Raw genomic sequence first — 17981 nt, 5'->3', positions numbered from 1 at the left:
ACACTGAGCCAACAAGCCAATATAGGCCAATGGGCTGCGTGAGTCGCGCCTACCGGCGTTTCTTAGCAGCGCGGCGCTGGGCCCGGTTGCCCGCGGGCGCCTCCACTGTCCCATCTCCGGAATAGGTGATCTGGGCGCTCATGGCAGCGCGCCCCGTATCGCCCATTACCGTCCGGTTAGCACTCACCGACTTGGCTCCCGCGCGACGCCCCTGGCCTCGCTTGGATTTCTTATTGTCGTGAGCCGCCGGAGCGGAGTTAGCCTCAGGGGCTTCCGTCGCAGGAGTCGCACCAGCAACCGCGGATGCTTCAGGAGCCTCGGAAGCTTCGGCTTGCGCCTGTTGCGCTCGGTCGAATGCCTCCATGAAGGCCTTGACATAGCCGAAGACGTTTTGAACGGTTTCCTCCTTGATGCGCTCCATCATGCCCTTGAACATGAGGTAGCCTTCGGTTTTGTATTCGACCAAGGGATTTCGCTGGCCCATCGCGCGTAGACCAATGCCCTCTTTCAAATAATCCATTTCGTAAAGGTGTTCGCGCCACAGGCGATCGACCACTGACAAGAGAACGCGACGTTCCATTTCCCGCATAGGTTCCTCCCCAAGCTGGGCGGTAGCGATGGGGTTTTCTGCCAAAGACTTCGCGGACAAGTCGTATTGGAGTTTCGCGTCATCCACCAACTGTTCGGCAATAAACTCCGTCGTCAAAGCAGATTTCCCGCCGACGGCGTTTTCGAGGTCTTCAACCGTCAGCGAAATCGGGTAAATGTTCTTGAGCCCCGCCCACAGGGTCTTCAAATCCCAATCGCTGGAATCTTGAGCTTCAGTTGCCTGGGTGACCGCTCCGGCCACGGTGGCTTCGATAAAGGATTGAATCGTGGGCTCCACGTCCTCCCCGCGCAAAACCCGAGAACGCTCGCCGTAAATCGTCTCGCGCTGTTCGGTCATCACGTCGTCGTATTTCAAAACGTTTTTACGGATTTCCGCGTTGCGGCCCTCAACTTGCGCCTGGGCTGACTTGATCGCGGAGGACACCATCTTGAACTCGAGAGGAATATCATCGGGCATGCCTGACTGCATGAAACGCGCCGCCGCTCCCGTGTTGAACAGTCGCATCAAATCATCTTCCATCGAAAGATAGAAGCGTGACTTGCCGGGGTCGCCTTGACGCCCCGAACGACCGCGCAACTGGTTGTCGATGCGGCGTGACTCGTGGCGTTCCGTGCCCAGAACATAGAGCCCGCCCAGCTCCACGACTTCGTCGTGTTCCGCTTTGACCCGCTCCTTCGCTTTTTCCAGCGCGCCCGGCCAGGCCGCTTCATAGGCCTCGGAATCTTCTTCCGGGTCGAGCCCCTGGTCTTTCAGGGCCTGCACTGCCATGAACTCGGCGTTTCCGCCGAGCATAATGTCGGTACCACGACCGGCCATATTGGTCGCGACCGTGACCTGTCCTTTCCGACCGGCCATCGCGACCACCGCGGCTTCTCGCTCGTGTTGTTTCGCGTTCAAGACCTGGTGGGGAATGTGGCGCGCATTCAATAGGCGGGATAAATACTCTGATTTCTCCACGGAAGTCGTACCAACCAAAACGGGTTGGCCGCGGTGGTAGTTTTCCTCGATGTCTTCCACCACCGCATTAAACTTGGCTTCCACCGTCTTATAGACGACGTCTTCCATGTCCTCGCGAATCATCGGCTTGTGGGTCGGAATCGGCACCACGCCCATCTTGTAGGTTTCCTGGAATTCGGCGGCCTCGGTTTCAGCGGTACCGGTCATGCCGGCGCGAGATCCTTGGGGATAAAGCCGCACATAGTTCTGCAGCGTAATTGTCGCCAAAGTCTGGTTTTCGGCCTTGATTTCGACGCCTTCTTTGGCTTCAATCGCTTGGTGCATGCCCTCGTTGTAGCGGCGCCCCGGCAGGACACGTCCCGTGTGCTCATCAACGATGAGCACCTCACCTTCGGGGGACACAATGTAGTCTTTATCGAGTTTGAACAGTTCCTTGGCCTTAATGGCGTTGTTCAAGAAGCCAATGAGCGGGGTGTTTGCCACTTCGTAGAGGTTATCGATGCCGAGATAGTCCTCCACTTTGTCAATCCCGGGTTCGAGGACACCCACGGTGCGTTTCTTTTCGTCAACCTCATAGTCCTCACCGGGATGCAAGTCCAAAACAATGCGTGCGAAGTCTTTGTACCAGTGGTTTACGTCGCCTTGAGCCGGGCCGGAAATAATCAACGGGGTACGGGCTTCATCAATCAAAATCGAGTCCACCTCGTCGACGATAATGTAGTTGTGTCCACGCTGGACCAGATCCTCGACGCGCTGGGCCATGTTGTCGCGCAGGTAATCGAAGCCGAACTCGTTGTTCGTGCCGTAAGTGATGTCGCAGTTGTATTGCTTGCGACGCTCGGCGGGATCCATTTGCGCCATGATAATGCCGGTAGTCAACCCCAGGTAACGATAGACACGCCCCATGAGTTCGCCTTGGTATGACGCCAAATAGTCGTTGACGGTGACGACGTGGACACCCTTGCCGGTGAGCGCTCTCAAGTAGCACGGCAGGGTCGCCACCAGGGTCTTGCCTTCACCGGTTTTCATTTCCGCAATGTTGCCCCAGTGCAGCGCGGCGCCACCCATAATTTGTTCGCGGAAGTGGCGCAACCCGAGCACTCGGTCAGAAGCCTCACGAACCGTAGCAAAGGCCTCTACCATGACGTCATCAAGTTTCTCTCCGTCATCCAGGCGTTTTTTGAACTGCTCAGTTTTCGCCTTCAAGTCTTTTTCAGACAACGCCTTGTATTCGTCTTCGAGCAGGTCAACCGCATCGGCGATTTTCGCTAGTTTTTTGAGGACTTTGCCTTCACCAAGACGCAGGAACTTATCGATGATTGACACGTTTTCCCTTTCCTTCGGGGCTTTTTAACGACTACTTCACAGCATAGAACCATGACTTATCATAACCTTCCCTATTTTAGGTGAAAGTCTCCTATTTAGCGAAAGTTGGCCTCACGGATTCCAGACACCCCAAAAAACAAAATAAGTTTTTGAGTATGGGTAAAAATCGCCGGCTCTGGGGAAAGGAAACCCAGAGCCGGCGACGAAGGCAAACACTACTCTTCGTTGATGGTGCAGGTGGCGTTCAAACGAATCACGCCGTACGTCCATCCTTGCCGGTGGTAGACCACCGCGGGTTGCATCGTTTCCGAATCAATGAAGAGATAGAAGGGGTGTCCGACCAGCTCCATCTCGTCAAGGGCCTCTTCAACGCTCATCGCCCTGGTGGCGTGGAGTTTCTCCCGCACAATCACCGGAGAATCACCGAGCTGGTCTTCACGAACCTCCCCGGGCTTCAAAGGAGCCTTTTGCGCGGGAGCCTCTTCCGCCTTAGGCAATTCCACATCCAGTTCCACATCCGGCGGAATCTCATAGCGACGATGGTTTTTCATGCGATCTCTGGCTCTGCGCAAACGTTCGTAGAGTTTGCCAGCGGCGATGTCAACCGCGGCATAGCGGTCAGAAGATGAGGCTTCGGCGCGCACCACCGGCCCCTTGCCATGAACAGTTATTTCGATTCGCTCGGCGGTGTCGGCTTGCCGAGGATTCTTTTCGTGGGTTAACTCCACGTCAACACTTTGGGTTCGGGGAGCCAATTGCTCCACCTTGGAAATTTTCTCCTCCACGTAGTCGCGGAAATTCGGGTGAATTTCGGCATTGCGGGCTTTTACTGTGATTTCCATTTTGGGCCTCCTTGAGAGTTCTAGTTGGGTTCCAACACCATTCGTTGGGACGGATTTTTCGAGTCTCACCTCCTGCCAGCGCAAGTAGCACTCCGGTGTACCACCTGCTGTTTTTACAGTAATTTGATTTTAGTTCAAGGTTGTCTTTCCTGCAGGACTTCTGAAGAAATAAAAGCCCGCAAAAAATTTCTATTCGCTGAAATGCGTAGAAGCGAAAACAAAAGAGGCCAAAATTTTCGCGCCGGCACCTTGCAGAACCCGAGCCATCTCGAGCAAGGTCGAACCGGTGGTGGTGACATCGTCTACCAAAACCAACTTGGCACCCCGTAGCTCGCCGTGGACGTCTGGGCCCGCGAGTTCCATTTGATGATGGCGGTTCGAGATTCGTTCCGCGTATCCGAGTCCTGCCTGTTTTTTCGCCCCGGGTTTCATCCGCAAAATTTCCAAAATCCCGCAGCTGCGAGCCGCCCTGCTTTTCACCATCCCAGACCTGATTCCCTCCGCGAAGGCGCTAGCGGCCAAGGACGGCGAACCAGGAGTGGTCGAAGGCGCTGGAACCACAAATACTTCCCCGTACGGCGCGGCGGGGCAAAATTCCGGCGCCACCGCCACCGCCGCTTGGAGCCCCGCTGCCGAAAAATAGGGCCGCAGATTCCGTCGCTTGTCATGTTTTCCCGCCAAAACTAGGCGCCGCATGGGACCCTCATAGGTGGCCACAGCAAAACCTGGAAATCCCTCTCCTGGTGCGGTGGAACTTTCAGCGAGCGGATCAAAGTGCCGCGGTTTAGCCAACAACTTTTCCAAACATTGTTCACAAACCACCTCGTCCCACGCTCCACAGCCCACGCATTCGGTGGGCAGCACGACTTCCCCCAACTCGCGCACCGCTCGGCTAAGTGCCCGGGCCGCTTCAGGGAGAAATGTTTGCGCTGAAAAATCCGAGTATTCCACGGTGTCATCCCGGGTAGGTCGGGTCATGGACGCCACTGAGGGCATGTTGCCAGTTTCGCCCCGAGCGCTGATACAACTCCCCGGCAGCGGTAACCAGATAAATCTGATTCTCGGTTTTTCCCGCAGCTAACCCGCTGGCATTTTTCACCCCCGGGAGGGAACTGACCGGCCCGAAAAGCGGGATTATCCGCACGGTCGTCTTATCGTCTGTTCCGGTTAGAGCCACGAGAGAGTAGCCCTGCACCCACGCGAGTGACACTACCGGTTCGCTTCCCAGTTCTACGTCCTGGGCCCCCAGAAGTGACAGCGGGCTCCCGTTTTGATCGCGGACAATAAGCGCCAGGGTCACCTGATCTTTACCGTTGACTCGCCGCATTGCCGCGAGCCGCGTACCGTCGGGGCTCACAGTCACAGTCTCCAATTCGCTGGAATCTTGCCAGGGTAAATCCAAATCCACTCGGGTACCATCCGGTTTCAACGCCATCACCTGTCCGGCTTTCGCGCGGTTTGCAGACCAAATCCAGCCCACCCGATCCACTGAGGGAGCCAGAAGTTCGCGTCCCTCCAACAGTTTCACCGCAGTTTGCCGACTCCACAGATAGAGACGCTGGCCGGAAGTATCAGTAAACACGATGGTCTTGCCGTCAGCGGACACAGCGGGATGCGAAATCGTGAGGTTTCCCAAGGCGGTAGCGGGAATTAACACCTCAATCTTCTCACTGACCAATCGAATCAGGTTCCCGTCTTGAACCATGACGGGGTTTTGCGTCCCCGAGGGGTCATTAATGGGTTCGGTGTTTTCCAAGGGCACGTTGCCGAGGCTCAAACTGACCGCTGATATTCCCGAAACATCACGTAGTGTGGCACCAATTTGCCAATAAGCGAGGGCAATCGCGTGAGGATCAGTAAAAGCCTGCGGGGTGTCCAGCGGCACATTAGCGACCCGGTCAAAAACTACCACCGTCCCCCCGCGCAAGGTCGTCCCGGGCAAGAATACCGAGGTCGCCGCGGTCTGCAGCGGCTCAAGCGGGCCTGCCAACAGGGCGTTCACCAGGTAAGAGGAGAGTCTCCGGCGCGGATACCACCGCAAATCCGGCACTAAGTCTTTGTGGTCTGGTGCCAAGAAATAGACCGGGGAAGAAGCATAGATGGAGCTGAAAGCGGATTGCGACAAAATGACCCCGTCCTCGAGACTAGAAATCCGCCACTGGTTATCGGCTCCTTTCACGAGGGAGAATCGCTCCTGGACTAGGGCGGTAGAGTCGGTAACGGAGTATTTCCCATTCTCGTCCACACTCCCCACGGCTTTCGCGCTAGCCTCGACAGCGCCGTCATTAGCGACAGTGATGTCGATGCCGTCATTGGTGTCAAAAATTTTCACCTGGGTATCGGGTTTCCAGTCCACGGCCGCTTTGGGTGCCAAGAAAGAGCGTGCCACCGTAAAATCATCAGAGAAGCCGGCGGAACAGGCGCGAATGAATCCGGTCACGATTTCCTCCGGACTTCCGTCCGCTACTGGTCCGGGCGCACTCAAGCCCAGTAGGGGCTGGTTGGAACCAACCTCGATTTCCGAAGCCTGTACCTGCCCGGAGGTGGGAAGAGCCACGCAGGCACTCAAGGAAAACACCGCCCCAGTCCCCAACAAAGAAACCAAGACCTTCGTTTTGCTACGCATCTTCACCTCCGGTTTGGGCTTGATACTCCTCCAATTTCGGCTCCACATAGTCCGTTAATTCCAGCGGGGAGGGTCCCATCTCCGTGCCATTTTGCCGCGGTAGCGTCAACCGGAAAGAAGAACCGTAGCCGGATTTGCCCCAGGCCTCCAGGGTGCCACCGGAAAGGCGGGCGTCTTCCAAGGAGATTGCCAGCCCCAAACCGGTTCCACCGGTCGTGCGGGTTCGGGCCGGATCCGCACGATAGAACCGGTCAAACACGCGGGAAGTCACTTCGGGAGTCATTCCCACGCCGTGATCCGAAACCCGCAAGGCGACTGCGGTTTCGCTGGTGTCGGTGGTGATGGTGACGGGGTTGCCTTCGGAATGTTCAATTGCATTCACCAAGAGGTTGCGCACAATTCGGGTCACGCGCCTGGTATCTACCTCCGCGGTGCAGGGGTAGGGCGGCGGATTAAACACGACTTCACAGCCCACTTGCTGCGCCAAACTGTCGTTGTCAGCGATGACTTTTCTCACCAAACTGTTGATATCCACCGTCTCAAAAGACAGTCGGGCAGAACCGGAATCGATTCTCGAGATTTCAAGCAAATCTGCCAGCATCGCGTCGAAACGATCAATCTGGTCATGCAGTAGTTCCGCGCTGCGCAAGGCTGCCGGATCGAGCTCGGCGCGGGCATCAAAAATGACGTCGTCCGCAATCCGCATCGTCGTCAGCGGCGTGCGAAGTTCATGGGAAACATCGGAGACAAAGCGTTGCTGCAGTCTTGAGAGCTGACCGAGAGTGTCGATTTTAGACTGCAAGGAACCGGCCATCTTGTTGAAAGAATCAGCTAGCTGGGCCATTTCGTCTTGCCCTTGGGACAGTACCCGCGCATTCAAGTCTCCCGCAGCTAGGCGCTCTGCCGTCCGCACCGTGCGGCGCACCGGAACCAGAACCGAGTAAACCACCACCCAAGTCATGGCTCCCACCAGGAGCAACAGCGCCAACCCGCCGCCGGCCAGCACTTGCATCACCAAATTGAGATTGGCCTGTTCATCAGCCAAGGAATACACAAAATACAGTTCGTGGGCCCCCGCCAAAGGCAGGTTCAAAGCCGTACCGACAGCGATTCCCGGGAAAGTGCGGCCCTCTGCGTCGGTCAGTTTCACCGATTGCCAATATTGGCCGGTCTTTTTTTCCACCGATTGACGTAGCTCAGGGCTGATAGTTTCACGGGAGTTGCCGGTAACTATTTCGTTGATAACAATGGCAGAAGTCTCGTTCGGGTTCCGTAGAATCAGGACTGAGGGAGCGTTTCCTCCCGAGGTCATGGTCGTAATCGAGGTAACCACCTCTTGCGCCAGAGACTGCACCTGTTCGACGGTAGAAACCGGCGCCTGGTCGAGGCGACTTTGCGCCGTTTTCGCGCGAGAAGCCGATTCCACCAGGAGCTGGTTCAAGCGTTCTTGAAAGATGCCATCACGAATGGAATTTGCGGTATAGAGCCCCACCCCGCTGAGGATGACCAGGGTAGAAATCAGCATGGTCAGTCCCATCCGCAGGGTCAAGGATTTTCGCAAGCGGAGGGGCACCCAGGAGGCCTGCATGAAATCCAGCAGGTGCCGCATCGTGGTGTTAAGGAACTGGCTCACGCGACGTTGACGTCGCGAGCGCCGGAAAACCGCGGGGTTGGCTCCGCTCACTAGCGTGCGCTCCCGATTCGGTATCCCACCCCACGCACTGTCAGCACCACTTGCGGATTATCCGGATCGACCTCAACCTTGGCGCGCAACCGCTGCACATGCACATTCACCAAACGGGTATCGGCCGCGTGACGCAAGCCCCAGACCTGTTCCAGGAGCTCTTCACGAGTGAAAACCCGCCCCGGTTTACTGGCGAGAGCCACTAAGAGGTCATACTCCAGCGGGGTCACTCCCAAGTCCTCTCCATTCCGAGTGACCTGGTGGGAAGACAGGTTGATTTCAATATCAGCGACTTTGATGATTTCGCCCTCATCAGGTTCTACGTGGCGCAGTCGCGCTGCCACGCGAGCCAACAATTCCTTCGGTTTGAAGGGCTTTGGGACATAGTCATCTGCTCCGGCCTCCAGACCGGCCACCACGTCGGTGGTGTCAGACTTGGCGGTCAACATGATGATGGGAACTACGGAAGTTTCGCGGATTTTTTTACAGATTTCGATTCCGTCCATCCCGGGGAGCATCACATCCAAAAGCACCAAATCCGGGTCTACCTTGTGGAAGGTGTCCAAGGCCTCGGCCCCGTCCCCACAGAAACTGGGGGTATAACCCGAAGATTCCAAAATGATGCCAATCATTTCGGACAGTGCCGTGTCATCGTCTACCACCAGGATTTTTGCGCTCATAGCCCTATTTTGTCACGGTTTTCGAATTCTGGGGAACTGCTTTGAGGGAGAGTAGGATTTTTGGGCGCGCGAAAAATAGTTGAATCGTGGCAACATAGAGTTAGCAGAAGATTACAGGGGAAGGAACTTATGAGCGACTCAAATGAATCTCTAACGTCCGGAAGTTCGGCTTGGAACTGGGGAAACTCCGAAGCCCCCACGGGTGGATACGGCCAGTTCAACACCGGTTCTTGGCAGAATCCGGCAGGTACCCCTCAAACTGGAGACCCCGCCGGTGGCGCCACATTTCCTTCCCCCGCTCCGGTTCCGCCTCAGCCAGCTTCCGCTTCACCAACCGGCTACCCAAACCCTAACGGCGCGCCCCAGCCTGGTGGCGCCCAATTTGGTGCCGCCCAGCCGAATCCCTATTTCGACCAGTACGCGCTGAATTTCCAGCAGGTACAGCCGGGCATTATTCCATTGCGCCCGCTAAACCTGGGAGAAATTTTCAACGGCACTTTCTCCGCGATGCGCCAAGCGCCTGCCGTGATGTTCGGTTTGATTCTTTCTATCTGGGCTGTTTTCGCGGTTTTTTCCGGTATCCTCACTGCCCTCGCTTTCCCCGATCTCACTGTCACGGAGCAACAGCTCAATAACACCACCGACGGTACAGTTTTCCTCAAGCTGTTTAGTGAAATCATGCAAGGCAGCATCATTTCCATGATTCCTTCCGCTTTCATTCAGCTCATTGCCTCTGGAGTGACGACGGGGATTGCGGTTACTGCTATCGCCCCGATGGTGTTGGGAAGACGCCTGTCAGTGACGGAGACTTGGCAGGAAACTAAACCCCACTTGCCGTTGATGATTGGTTACGCGTTCCTCTATAGTTTCATTTCCCTGGCGATTTATGCTTTTGCCTTCTCGCCCCTGTTGATGCTGATTCCGGGAGTCACTAACGAGGATTTTGGGATGGTTTTTGCCAGCATGGGATTGACCCTGTTGACCATGTTCGGCGCCCTGTTCATCTGGGCTTTCATCTATGTGCGCCTGCTGTTTGTCTATCCGGCGATGGTCATGGAAAACCTGGGTCTGAAGAAAGCCATGGCTCGTTCTTGGAAACTCGCTAAAGGTTCTTTCTGGCGTCTTTTCGGCATCATGCTCCTGGCGCTGGTGCTTCAGAACGTGATTCTGACGGGTCTGTCATTTGTCGTGCAGCTCATTACCGGCGGGGTGACTGCGGCAACGCTAGCAACTGGAACCTCTAACTACGGTCTCATTATGGGAATCACCATGGCTCTGTCCTCGCTCATCGCGGGGGTGTTCATCCCCTTCTTCTCGGGTATCCAGTCGCTGCTCTATATCGACGTGCGGATGCGACGCGAAGGTCTGGCTCTGAGTTTGCTTCGCGCCGCCCAGCAAGACTAGAGGACATAGCCAGTGATTTTTCCGATTCTTCTTGCTTCGACTCCCCCGCCCCCAGACGGCTCCGATTCGGCGCCTCTGGATGGCGAGGTCGGTCGAGAGCTCCTGCAAAGAGAATTGGAAAAACCTCAATACCGCGAAAGAACTTCTTTCCTCGAGGCTCTCCTCAATAAGCTCTTTGACCTTCTCTCCGGCGCGAATCTCAACCCCAATTTGCCCTCAATTAACTGGGTTATCGTGGCTTTTTTGGTGGCCCTGTTGGTGATTGTCATCACCCTGATTCTCACCAACGAGTCCTGGCGGGTTCATTCCCTTCCCTCGAAGAGGAAACGCGCTGATTCTGTCGTTTTTGAAGACGACCGGACTGCGGTGCAGTATTTGGCTGCGGCCAAGGCGGCGGTCAGTCGCGAAGATTTCGCTACTGCTTTCTTGGAGCTTTTCCGCCACATGCTGAAAAACTGTGAGGGTGAAGGTGTTCTGACGGTGAATCCGGGACTAACCGCTTGGGAAGCGAGCCAAAAGCTAACTCGGGTGGCCAAGGAAATGGCGGCGGAACTCACCTGGGCCGCTGACCAGTTTAATGCTTTCAGATTCGGCCATCATGAAGCCAGGCCTGAAGATTATGAGCGGTTGAGAAGTGTCAACGATACTTTGGACCGTCAGATTAAAAGCCATTCTCCCCAGGCGCATCCCGCCGCTAACACCGTGCCCGCGACTCCACTTGCTGACAGTGACGCTACCCCCGCCTGTTCCGCTGCCGCCGCTGCCGCACCCGCGGAGGTGGCGCCGTGAGTTTCAATACCGCTCCCACCGCTACTCCCCGCGTCGGGGAAGCGCTCCACCAAGCGCGCTGGATCATTGGAGGTTTTCTCCTCCTGCTGGTCTCGGCGGTAGTTTTCGGGTTGATTTCGAATCCCACGGATGACAATCAGCTTTCAATCCACAACCCGCGGCCCAACGGTGCGATGGCTTTGGCGGAAGTCCTGAAAGATCGCGGGGTGAAGGTTCACGATGTCTATACCCCGCGAGACGCCAGCCAACTGGGCGAGAACGACCTGCTGGTCATTACCGGCGTTCGTGATCTATCCGAAAAACACTTACAGACTTTGATGGAATCCCCCACTACGAATGTGCTTTTCCTGGGGACTTTCGCCCAAAGTAACCGGTTGGAGCCCTATGTTTCCGCCGTGGGCGAGAGTAATCCTGATGGTTTGGCGCCGCGCTGTAAGTTACCGGCTGCTTTCGAGGCCGGACCGTTGCACGGCTCGCGGGGATCCTTGGAGCCTTTGCGTGAACCCGCCGCGGCTTGTTACGAGGTCGCGCCCGGAAAATTCGCCTACCTGAAGTTTGTCCGGCCAGGTGGGCTCACGGTCAGTTTCTTGTCGGAAGGGAAATCGGCGCAAAACCAGGAAATCACCAAGGGCTCCAACGCGGCTTTCCTGCTCAATCTTATGCAGCCCGCGGACCGCGTGGGCTGGGTCGTTGGTCGGACGTTCCAGCTTTCTTCCCCCTCCGGAGCGGGGGCGAGTCCGGACATGGTCCCGCCGGCTTTCACCCAAGCGCTGCTCCTATTTTTCGCGGCCCTATTAGTGTTGGGGCTAGCAAAGGGGCGCCGTCTCGGACGCATCGTCAAAGAAGAACTCCCCGTGGTGGTTCACGGATCTGAGACCATCCAGGGAAGGGCGAGAATGTATCGCAACATGGCGGCTTTCGAGACCACTGCCAAACATGCCCGCTCCTATACCGCGCGAAAACTAGGGGAGAATCTTCACCTCCCCACACCGCTTACCGCGCAGGCTCTTTGCTGGGAGGTGGCAAACTACATCGACCTACCTGTCCCGAGAGTGGAGGAGATTCTGTTGGGACGTGCCCCTCGAAATGCCACGGAGTTGATGGGGCTGCTCAAAGATTTAAACAGTCTGGTCCAAAAAACCAAACGGAAGGAACAAAAATAATGGAGACGCAAGATTCCGCCCTGGAAAGACTCTCGGCGCTACGAGGAGAGATAAATAAGGTCGTGAAAGGTCAAGATGCCGTCATCACGGGACTCGTCATTGGACTCATCGCCGGGGGACACGTCCTCTTGGAAGGTGTGCCGGGCGTGGCCAAAACCCTGACGGTTCGCGCCCTGTCTGCGGGTTTGAGCCTCAAAAACACCCGTGTCCAGTTCACTCCCGATCTGATGCCGGGGGACTTGACTGGTTCGCTAATCTTTAACTCCCAGTCTTCCACTTTCACTTTCCGGGAAGGACCGGTTTTCACCAATCTCTTGCTGGCTGATGAGATTAACCGTACTCCCCCGAAAACCCAGTCGGCCCTCCTCGAAGCCATGGAGGAACACCAAGTCAGCATCGATGGGGTGAGCCGCGAGTTGCCGGATCCCTTCATGGTTATCGCCACCCAAAACCCTGTCGAGTATGAAGGTACCTATCCTCTTCCCGAGGCGCAGTTGGATCGCTTCTTGTTGAAGTTGGAAGTTCCTCTACCCACCCGCGAGGCCGAGCTGGAGGTCGTGAACCTGCACCTGCAAGGTTTCAATCCCCATGATTTGGCCGGTGCCGGGGTCCATGCGGTGGCTTCTGCCGAAGATATTGCTGCCGCGAAGGAGGCCGTGAAACAGGTTGAAGCCGGCGCGGAGGTTCTCGGTTATATCGTGGATCTAGTTCGCGCCACTCGCCATCTACCCCAAGTTGAGCTCGGGGTTTCTCCCCGCGGAGCGACGGCTTTGCTCGCGACTTCAAGGGTGTGGGCGTGGCTGTGCGGGCGAAACTTCGTCACCCCCGATGACGTTAAATCCCTGGTTTTGCCGACTTTCCGTCACCGGTTGCGCCTTCGCGCCGAAGCCGAAATGGAAGGAGTAACAGCCCAATCGATTCTCGACACGGTTCTCTCCGCCACCCCCGTGCCCCGCTAATCAAGAAAGGACCCCAACCGTGGCCATGACCTCCCGCCTGGCGATTCTCGTCGCCTTGGGAATCCCCCTCATGTTCTTGACCAATTGGTCAGGAGCCTGGGTTTTTTGGTTGCTGTTTTGCCTCGTATTGTGGCTCCTAGATTCCCTTCTCGCCCCGAGTCCGCGATTCCTCGTCATCACCCGTTCTCTGCCAATCTCTTTGCGGATGCACACGAAAACCCCCTACACCATTACGGTAGCGAATCCCACCAAACGGAAATACCGCATCTGGCTTCGGGACGCTTGGCAGCCTTCTTTGCACGCCAGCGCCAACGGGGAACGCCTCGTTTTGAACCCGAAAACCACCCAAGATTTGGAGGCCTCTTTCACTCCGGAACGGAAAGGCACCTTGTCGAGCGATGCCGTCACGGTGCGTTCTTTTGGGCCTCTGGGCTTGGGGGCGAGACAGTTTTCGGCCCCAATTGTCCAAACAGTAAAGGTTTTGCCCGAGTTTCGTTCCGCAAAATTTCTCCCCTCTCGGCTGCAAACTCTGCGCCGCCTCGAGGGCAACACGCTCTTGACTCACCGCGGGCAAGGCTCCGAATTCGATTCCCTGCGCGAATACGTTCCGGGCGATGATGTGCGGGATATTGAGTGGCACGTATCGGCGAGAAACCGCGTTCCGGTGGTGAAAACTTGGCGTCCCGAACGCGACCGCAACGTGATTATCTGCATTGATTCCTCCCGCACTTCCGCGGTTCGACTCGGGGAGTTTCCGCGTTTGGACGCGAATATGGAGGCGGCTTTACTTCTCGGTGCTTTGGCTTCGAGCGCGGGAGACCGGATTCACCTGATTGCTTTCGATAACCAGATCCGCGCCCACATCCAGCCCTCTCGCGGCGCCGGTTTGGTCGGGGAAATGGCTTCTACAATGGCGAACCTGGATTCTTCTTTGACCGAGGCTAACTGGCGTGGCCTGGGGCAAACCTTGCTGTCCTCTATTCGCCAGCGTTCCCTGATTGTCCTGTTGACCGGCCTGGAAGCGGGTCTGGATCGCTCCCCCTTGATGCCCACGGTGGAAGCGCTCGCTAGCCGCCACCAGGTTTTGCTAGCGAGCGCTATGGATCCGGAGGTGCGTTCCCTCACTACCGAGATGGACACCCCCGAGGAGGCTTTTTTGGCCGCTGCCGCAATGGCTGACTCGGAGGAGCGCCGCAAAGCCAGTGACCTGCTCGGGATGCTCGGAGCGCGAGTTTTGAACACCGGCCCAGACGAGCTCCCCCCGCTTCTCGCCGACACCTACATTTCCTTGAAACGCCGCGGCCAGATTTGATCCTCTCGGGTTTGACTTCAGTTGACATTGTCTGAAGTGGATTTTCTCTTGTTGGTTGTCTATACCTACCCGAAAATTGTCGCGGCTCGCACCAAGCACGAGACCACCGACCACGAAGGGGTGCAAATTTGGGACCTCGCCAAGTGGCTTTTGAGGTGATTTGGGTCATTTTCCCATTCAACAAGTAAATGCGGACTTACCTGCGGGTATCTAGCTCAACTCCGACGATTGGCTGCACTCCTGGCGACCTGAAACTCACCAATTGGGGTCAATATCTTCGGGATGCTTGCCGATTAGTTGGGAGGATTCCTCGAGAACCACCGCGTGAATCATCTCGCGGAGTTCCATTACTGAACGCGTGCGCTGCTCCAAAGGCCGACGATACACGACAACTTGGGCGGGCAAACCGTGAGCCGGATCCGCGCCAAAGCCGCGACCCAAAACCACGGAATCTCGCTCCCAGGGCGCCGGATCGGAAGGCGGCACGTCCTCCACCCCGAACTGGATATTGGCAAAATCGGCGCAGACCGCCACCAAAGCTCGCACTTCTTGGATAACGAGGTCGTCAAAAGACTGGCGGCGAGTCCGGTAACGGGGCAAAATCGCGGGGACCAAAACCCCCCGAGATCCCCGCCCGTGACGGTCGCGGCGCACGTCCACGCGACGCGTCCGCGGACCGGTTGAAACCTTCCATTTCAACTCTCCGCCCAAATCGAGCACGCGCACCTCGTGAAAATCTCTAGCCACGCTTTCAGCATAGTCAACAAAACGCTTCTTGGGCGAGCCAAACGCTCTTTTCGCCGTTTTAGCGCTACCCTGTAGGGGTGAGTTATGCGCGTGTCTGTTCCAAACCCGGTTGCAACAATCCGGCAGTAGCGACGATGACTTTCGATTACGGCGAGTCCACCGCTATCCTCGGCCCGCTCTCCACCCAGCCCGATCCGGTCGGCTACGACCTGTGCCAAAAGCATTCCGAGCGTTTGAGTGCCCCGCGCGGCTGGCAGGTCGTGCGGCTCGCGGATTCCTTTACCATCCCGGAACCCAATGATGACGAGTTGATGGCTTTAGCGAACGCGGTCCGCGCCGCCAGTCATTCTGATGGACCTCGTCGCGACATCCGTCCCGCCTCCTACACCGGCCCCATCGATCGCGAAACGCCGCACAGCCGCGATTTTAAGCCGAATGAAGCCGCAGGCACTCGCCACGGACATCTCACCTTGGTAGACCCACCGAAGAAAGTGTCTTAAAAGCCCAAAATGAGTTTTGAGGGCAAGCAAAACCTTATTCCCCAAAGACAAGGACCGGGCAAAACCTCACTGCCTCACCTGTGGATATAGGTGTGAGCGTCGGGACCTTCCTTTTCGCGGAATCGCGCCAATGAGGCCAGAATTTCTGCTTCGGCCTCTTTGCGACCCACCCAGTCAGCGCCTTCCACGGACTTCCCGGGCTCCAAATCCTTGTAAACCTCGAAGAAGTGTTGGATTTCGAGACGGTGGAACTCCGAAACGTCTTCGAGCTCAGTACGCCAAGAGGCCCGTTGGTCACTCGCCGGCACACACAACACTTTGTCGTCGCCACCATGCTCATCGGTCATGCGGAACATCCCCAGCGCGCGACAGTTGATGACACAGCCGGGGAAAGTCGGCTCTTCCAGAAGAACCAGAGCATCCAGAGGATCGCCATCCAGCCCCAGGGAGTCATCAATAAACCCGTAATCATCCGGGTATCGTGTCGAGGTGAAAAGCATCCGGTCGAGCTTAATCCGACCAGTCTCGTGGTCAACCTCATACTTGTTGCGGTTCCCTTTCGGAATCTCAATGGTGACGTTGAACTTCAAAAAATCCTCTGACATCTCTACCTTCTTGTTGGTTCGGGTTTGCCCCAGCGACCTCGCCGGGCTCGTCCTCCTATCATGCCACTAAGGATAACTTTGCGCGTAATCTTCTATAATTGATTTGGGGTTTTCCCGCATCGAAAGGATTTCTATGAAGAGACGCTCCCAGGCCGGAATCAGCGCACTAATCGGCGCTCTCGTCCTTGGTGGGGGGTATATCGGGGCTGATGGGGCAGATATTGTTCCGGGATTCTTCACTTTCGATAAACCCCTCCCGCGGGTGCAGCCCTTTCCGACACCAAAGGCAGTTTCTCCCGCCCCCAATGAGGCCCCCCAGTTTGAATCCGTCAGTGACCTCGATCCGGATTTTTTCAAGAAACTCACTAAAAGTTTCACGAGCGACTACCGCATGAAGGACGCGAAAGTCTCTTGGTGGATCGGGGATTTGAAAGGAATCGAGTTGGCTTCAGCCAATCCCGAGCTGGCGCTGAGCTCTGCTTCCACCACGAAACTTCTAACTGCCGCCGCGGCTTTGCATGACTTCGGTTCTGAGGCGCGGGCGCGAACCCTGGTCGCGTGGGATGAGAAAACCCGCAGGCTCTTCCTCATTGGCGGCGGGGATATTTTGCTCGGTACCGGAGCCGATTCTTCAAAGGATGTTTTCGGCTACGCCGGCTTGGGGACTCTTGCCGCAGACACCGTGAAGGCTTTGACGGCTGATTCCAAGAATGCCCTTGCTGACGCCCCTTTCACCCTGGTGGTGGATACTTCTTGGTTCGGTGAAGAGATTATTTCCAATGCCTGGCGCCCCCAAGATGTGCAGTGGGTCGGTCCGATACAGGGGCTCGGGATTGATACTGGTCTGATTGAACGCGGAAAGGCTGGCTATCTTGATGATGCCGCAGGACGCGTGGGGGAAATTTTTGCGGCTCGCCTCGGCGAAGCAGGGGCGGCTCCGGCGAAGGTGGAGGCGGGGAATTCCGGTCTGGCTACGACGGAGTTTCTTGATCCGGCGCAGCCTCTGCCGGAGCTAGTCAAAGGCAAGGAGGTAAGTTCAGCAAAGGGCCAGCCGGTCGTGGTGGCGCTTAGTGAAGGGGCTCCATTTTCACAAGTGGCTCGGGATATGCTCAAGGTTTCGGACAATACCCTGGCGGAAAACTTCGGACGTCTCGTGGCTCTGCATCGCGGGGCTAAGCCAACTTTTGCCGCCGCCGGTCAAGAAGTCATGAAAGCAGTGGAAGAACTCGGGGTTAAACTCGGAGAGACGAAGCTCGCGGGGTGCTCGGGTTTAGCGCATGGCACTCGCATCCCCGCGCGGGTCTTAGCGGATGTGGTTCGCACTGCTGCTTCCCCTGATCACCCCGAACTTCGTCCGGTTCTAGCCAATCTTCCGGTAGCTGGCGCTGATGGCACCTTGAAAGATTCTTATGGGAACACTGCCGCTGCGGGGAACCTGCGGGGGAAAACCGGCACTCTCTCGGTGTCTAATTCCCTAGCCGGAACGCTCGTCTACCATAACCAGGTGTTGGCATACGCCCTTGTCATTTCCGGCTATACCGAGGGGAACTCCGGCCAAACAATCCCAGCCAAGCAGTTGTTTTTCGCCGGTCTCCTCGGCGGAAAAACCGACTTCTCCCCCACCAACCCCGCCGCCACTACCACGCCCTCCCCCTCCTCATCCTCCTAGTCCCCCTCTCCCCTCCCGACCCCGCATCCGCGTCTTGTCATGTTTTGGGACACCACTCCGAGTCTGATGGGAGCCGCTCGGAAAGGACGTTCGCGTAGGCTGCCTGTG

General features: G+C 56.8%; 15 protein-coding genes. 7 read left to right on the top strand and 8 right to left on the bottom strand.

The genetic code is table 11. The annotated features are described in order from the left end of the window. Window positions 1-49: 49 nt before the first annotated feature. The 6 genes from secA to mtrA all read right to left on the bottom strand — a co-directional run bounded on the left by secA (window position 50) and on the right by mtrA (window position 8725). Window positions 50-2893: a preprotein translocase subunit SecA gene (gene secA / locus FYJ63_RS06580; RefSeq protein ID WP_338106861.1), complete on the bottom strand. Its 2844-nt coding sequence runs from the start codon at window positions 2891-2893 to the stop codon at window positions 50-52. Window positions 2894-3108: 215 nt separating this feature from the next. After that, a complete protein-coding gene (hpf, locus tag FYJ63_RS06575) occupies window positions 3109-3735 on the bottom strand; it encodes a ribosome hibernation-promoting factor, HPF/YfiA family (RefSeq protein WP_154544984.1) in 627 nt (208 codons plus the stop codon). 189 nt (window positions 3736-3924) lie between these two features. Next, window positions 3925-4713: a ComF family protein gene (locus FYJ63_RS06570; protein ID WP_154545072.1), complete on the bottom strand. Its 789-nt coding sequence runs from the start codon at window positions 4711-4713 to the stop codon at window positions 3925-3927. Further along, window positions 4691-6361, bottom strand: coding sequence for an LpqB family beta-propeller domain-containing protein (locus FYJ63_RS06565; RefSeq protein WP_154544982.1), 1671 nt, complete (start codon window positions 6359-6361; stop codon window positions 4691-4693). The genes FYJ63_RS06570 and FYJ63_RS06565 overlap by 23 nt, the downstream gene beginning before the upstream one ends. Then, on the bottom strand, window positions 6354-8045 hold the full coding sequence (gene mtrB / locus FYJ63_RS06560) for an MtrAB system histidine kinase MtrB (protein ID WP_338106860.1): 1692 nt from the start codon (window positions 8043-8045) through the stop codon (window positions 6354-6356). The genes FYJ63_RS06565 and mtrB overlap by 8 nt, the downstream gene beginning before the upstream one ends. After that, entirely contained in the window at window positions 8045-8725 is a 681-nt protein-coding gene (gene mtrA / locus FYJ63_RS06555) for an MtrAB system response regulator MtrA (protein ID WP_154544980.1), read from the bottom strand. Before mtrA ends, mtrB begins: the two co-directional genes overlap by 1 nt. 129 nt (window positions 8726-8854) lie before the next feature. Here mtrA and FYJ63_RS06550 point away from each other — a divergent pair, with 129 nt between their 5' ends. The 5 genes from FYJ63_RS06550 to FYJ63_RS06530 are packed head-to-tail and all read left to right on the top strand — an operon-like array spanning window position 8855 to window position 14352. Beyond that, window positions 8855-10129: a glycerophosphoryl diester phosphodiesterase membrane domain-containing protein gene (locus FYJ63_RS06550; RefSeq protein WP_154544978.1), complete on the top strand. Its 1275-nt coding sequence runs from the start codon at window positions 8855-8857 to the stop codon at window positions 10127-10129. 12 nt (window positions 10130-10141) lie between these two features. Next, the gene (locus tag FYJ63_RS11440) at window positions 10142-10918 is read left to right on the top strand and encodes a DUF4129 domain-containing protein (protein WP_338106859.1); all 777 of its coding nucleotides are present in this window, start codon (window positions 10142-10144) and stop codon (window positions 10916-10918) included. Further along, the gene (locus FYJ63_RS06540) at window positions 10915-12081 is read left to right on the top strand and encodes a DUF4350 domain-containing protein (protein ID WP_338106858.1); all 1167 of its coding nucleotides are present in this window, start codon (window positions 10915-10917) and stop codon (window positions 12079-12081) included. Before FYJ63_RS11440 ends, FYJ63_RS06540 begins: the two co-directional genes overlap by 4 nt. Further along, window positions 12081-13040, top strand: a complete 960-nt coding sequence (locus FYJ63_RS06535) for an AAA family ATPase (RefSeq protein ID WP_154544974.1) — start codon at window positions 12081-12083, stop codon at window positions 13038-13040. The genes FYJ63_RS06540 and FYJ63_RS06535 overlap by 1 nt, the downstream gene beginning before the upstream one ends. A gap of 25 nt (window positions 13041-13065) precedes the next feature. After that, complete coding sequence (locus FYJ63_RS06530) at window positions 13066-14352, top strand: DUF58 domain-containing protein (protein ID WP_154545066.1); 1287 nt, start codon at window positions 13066-13068, stop codon at window positions 14350-14352. A gap of 255 nt (window positions 14353-14607) precedes the next feature. Here the strand turns inward: FYJ63_RS06530 and FYJ63_RS06525 are convergent, their stop codons facing one another. After that, window positions 14608-15099: a metallopeptidase family protein gene (locus tag FYJ63_RS06525; RefSeq protein WP_277028123.1), complete on the bottom strand. Its 492-nt coding sequence runs from the start codon at window positions 15097-15099 to the stop codon at window positions 14608-14610. Window positions 15100-15176: 77 nt separating this feature from the next. On the opposite strand from FYJ63_RS06525, the gene FYJ63_RS06520 reads away from it, so the two are divergent. After that, window positions 15177-15599, top strand: a complete 423-nt coding sequence (locus FYJ63_RS06520; RefSeq protein ID WP_277028124.1) for a DUF3499 domain-containing protein — start codon at window positions 15177-15179, stop codon at window positions 15597-15599. Window positions 15600-15673: 74 nt separating this feature from the next. Here the strand turns inward: FYJ63_RS06520 and FYJ63_RS06515 are convergent, their stop codons facing one another. Beyond that, window positions 15674-16204, bottom strand: coding sequence for an inorganic diphosphatase (locus FYJ63_RS06515; protein WP_407717185.1), 531 nt, complete (start codon window positions 16202-16204; stop codon window positions 15674-15676). 133 nt (window positions 16205-16337) lie between these two features. Between FYJ63_RS06515 and FYJ63_RS06510 the strand changes: the two genes are divergently transcribed. After that, entirely contained in the window at window positions 16338-17873 is a 1536-nt protein-coding gene (locus FYJ63_RS06510; RefSeq protein WP_154544972.1) for a D-alanyl-D-alanine carboxypeptidase, read from the top strand. Window positions 17874-17981 lie beyond the last annotated feature (108 nt).

Origin of the sequence: Mobiluncus porci (assembly GCF_009695935.1) — a bacterium.
In the GTDB taxonomy this organism is placed as follows: Bacteria; Actinomycetota; Actinomycetes; order Actinomycetales; family Actinomycetaceae; genus Mobiluncus; species Mobiluncus porci.
Note: the sequence above shows the minus strand (reverse complement) of the source record. Positions and strands in the feature narration are given on the sequence as shown.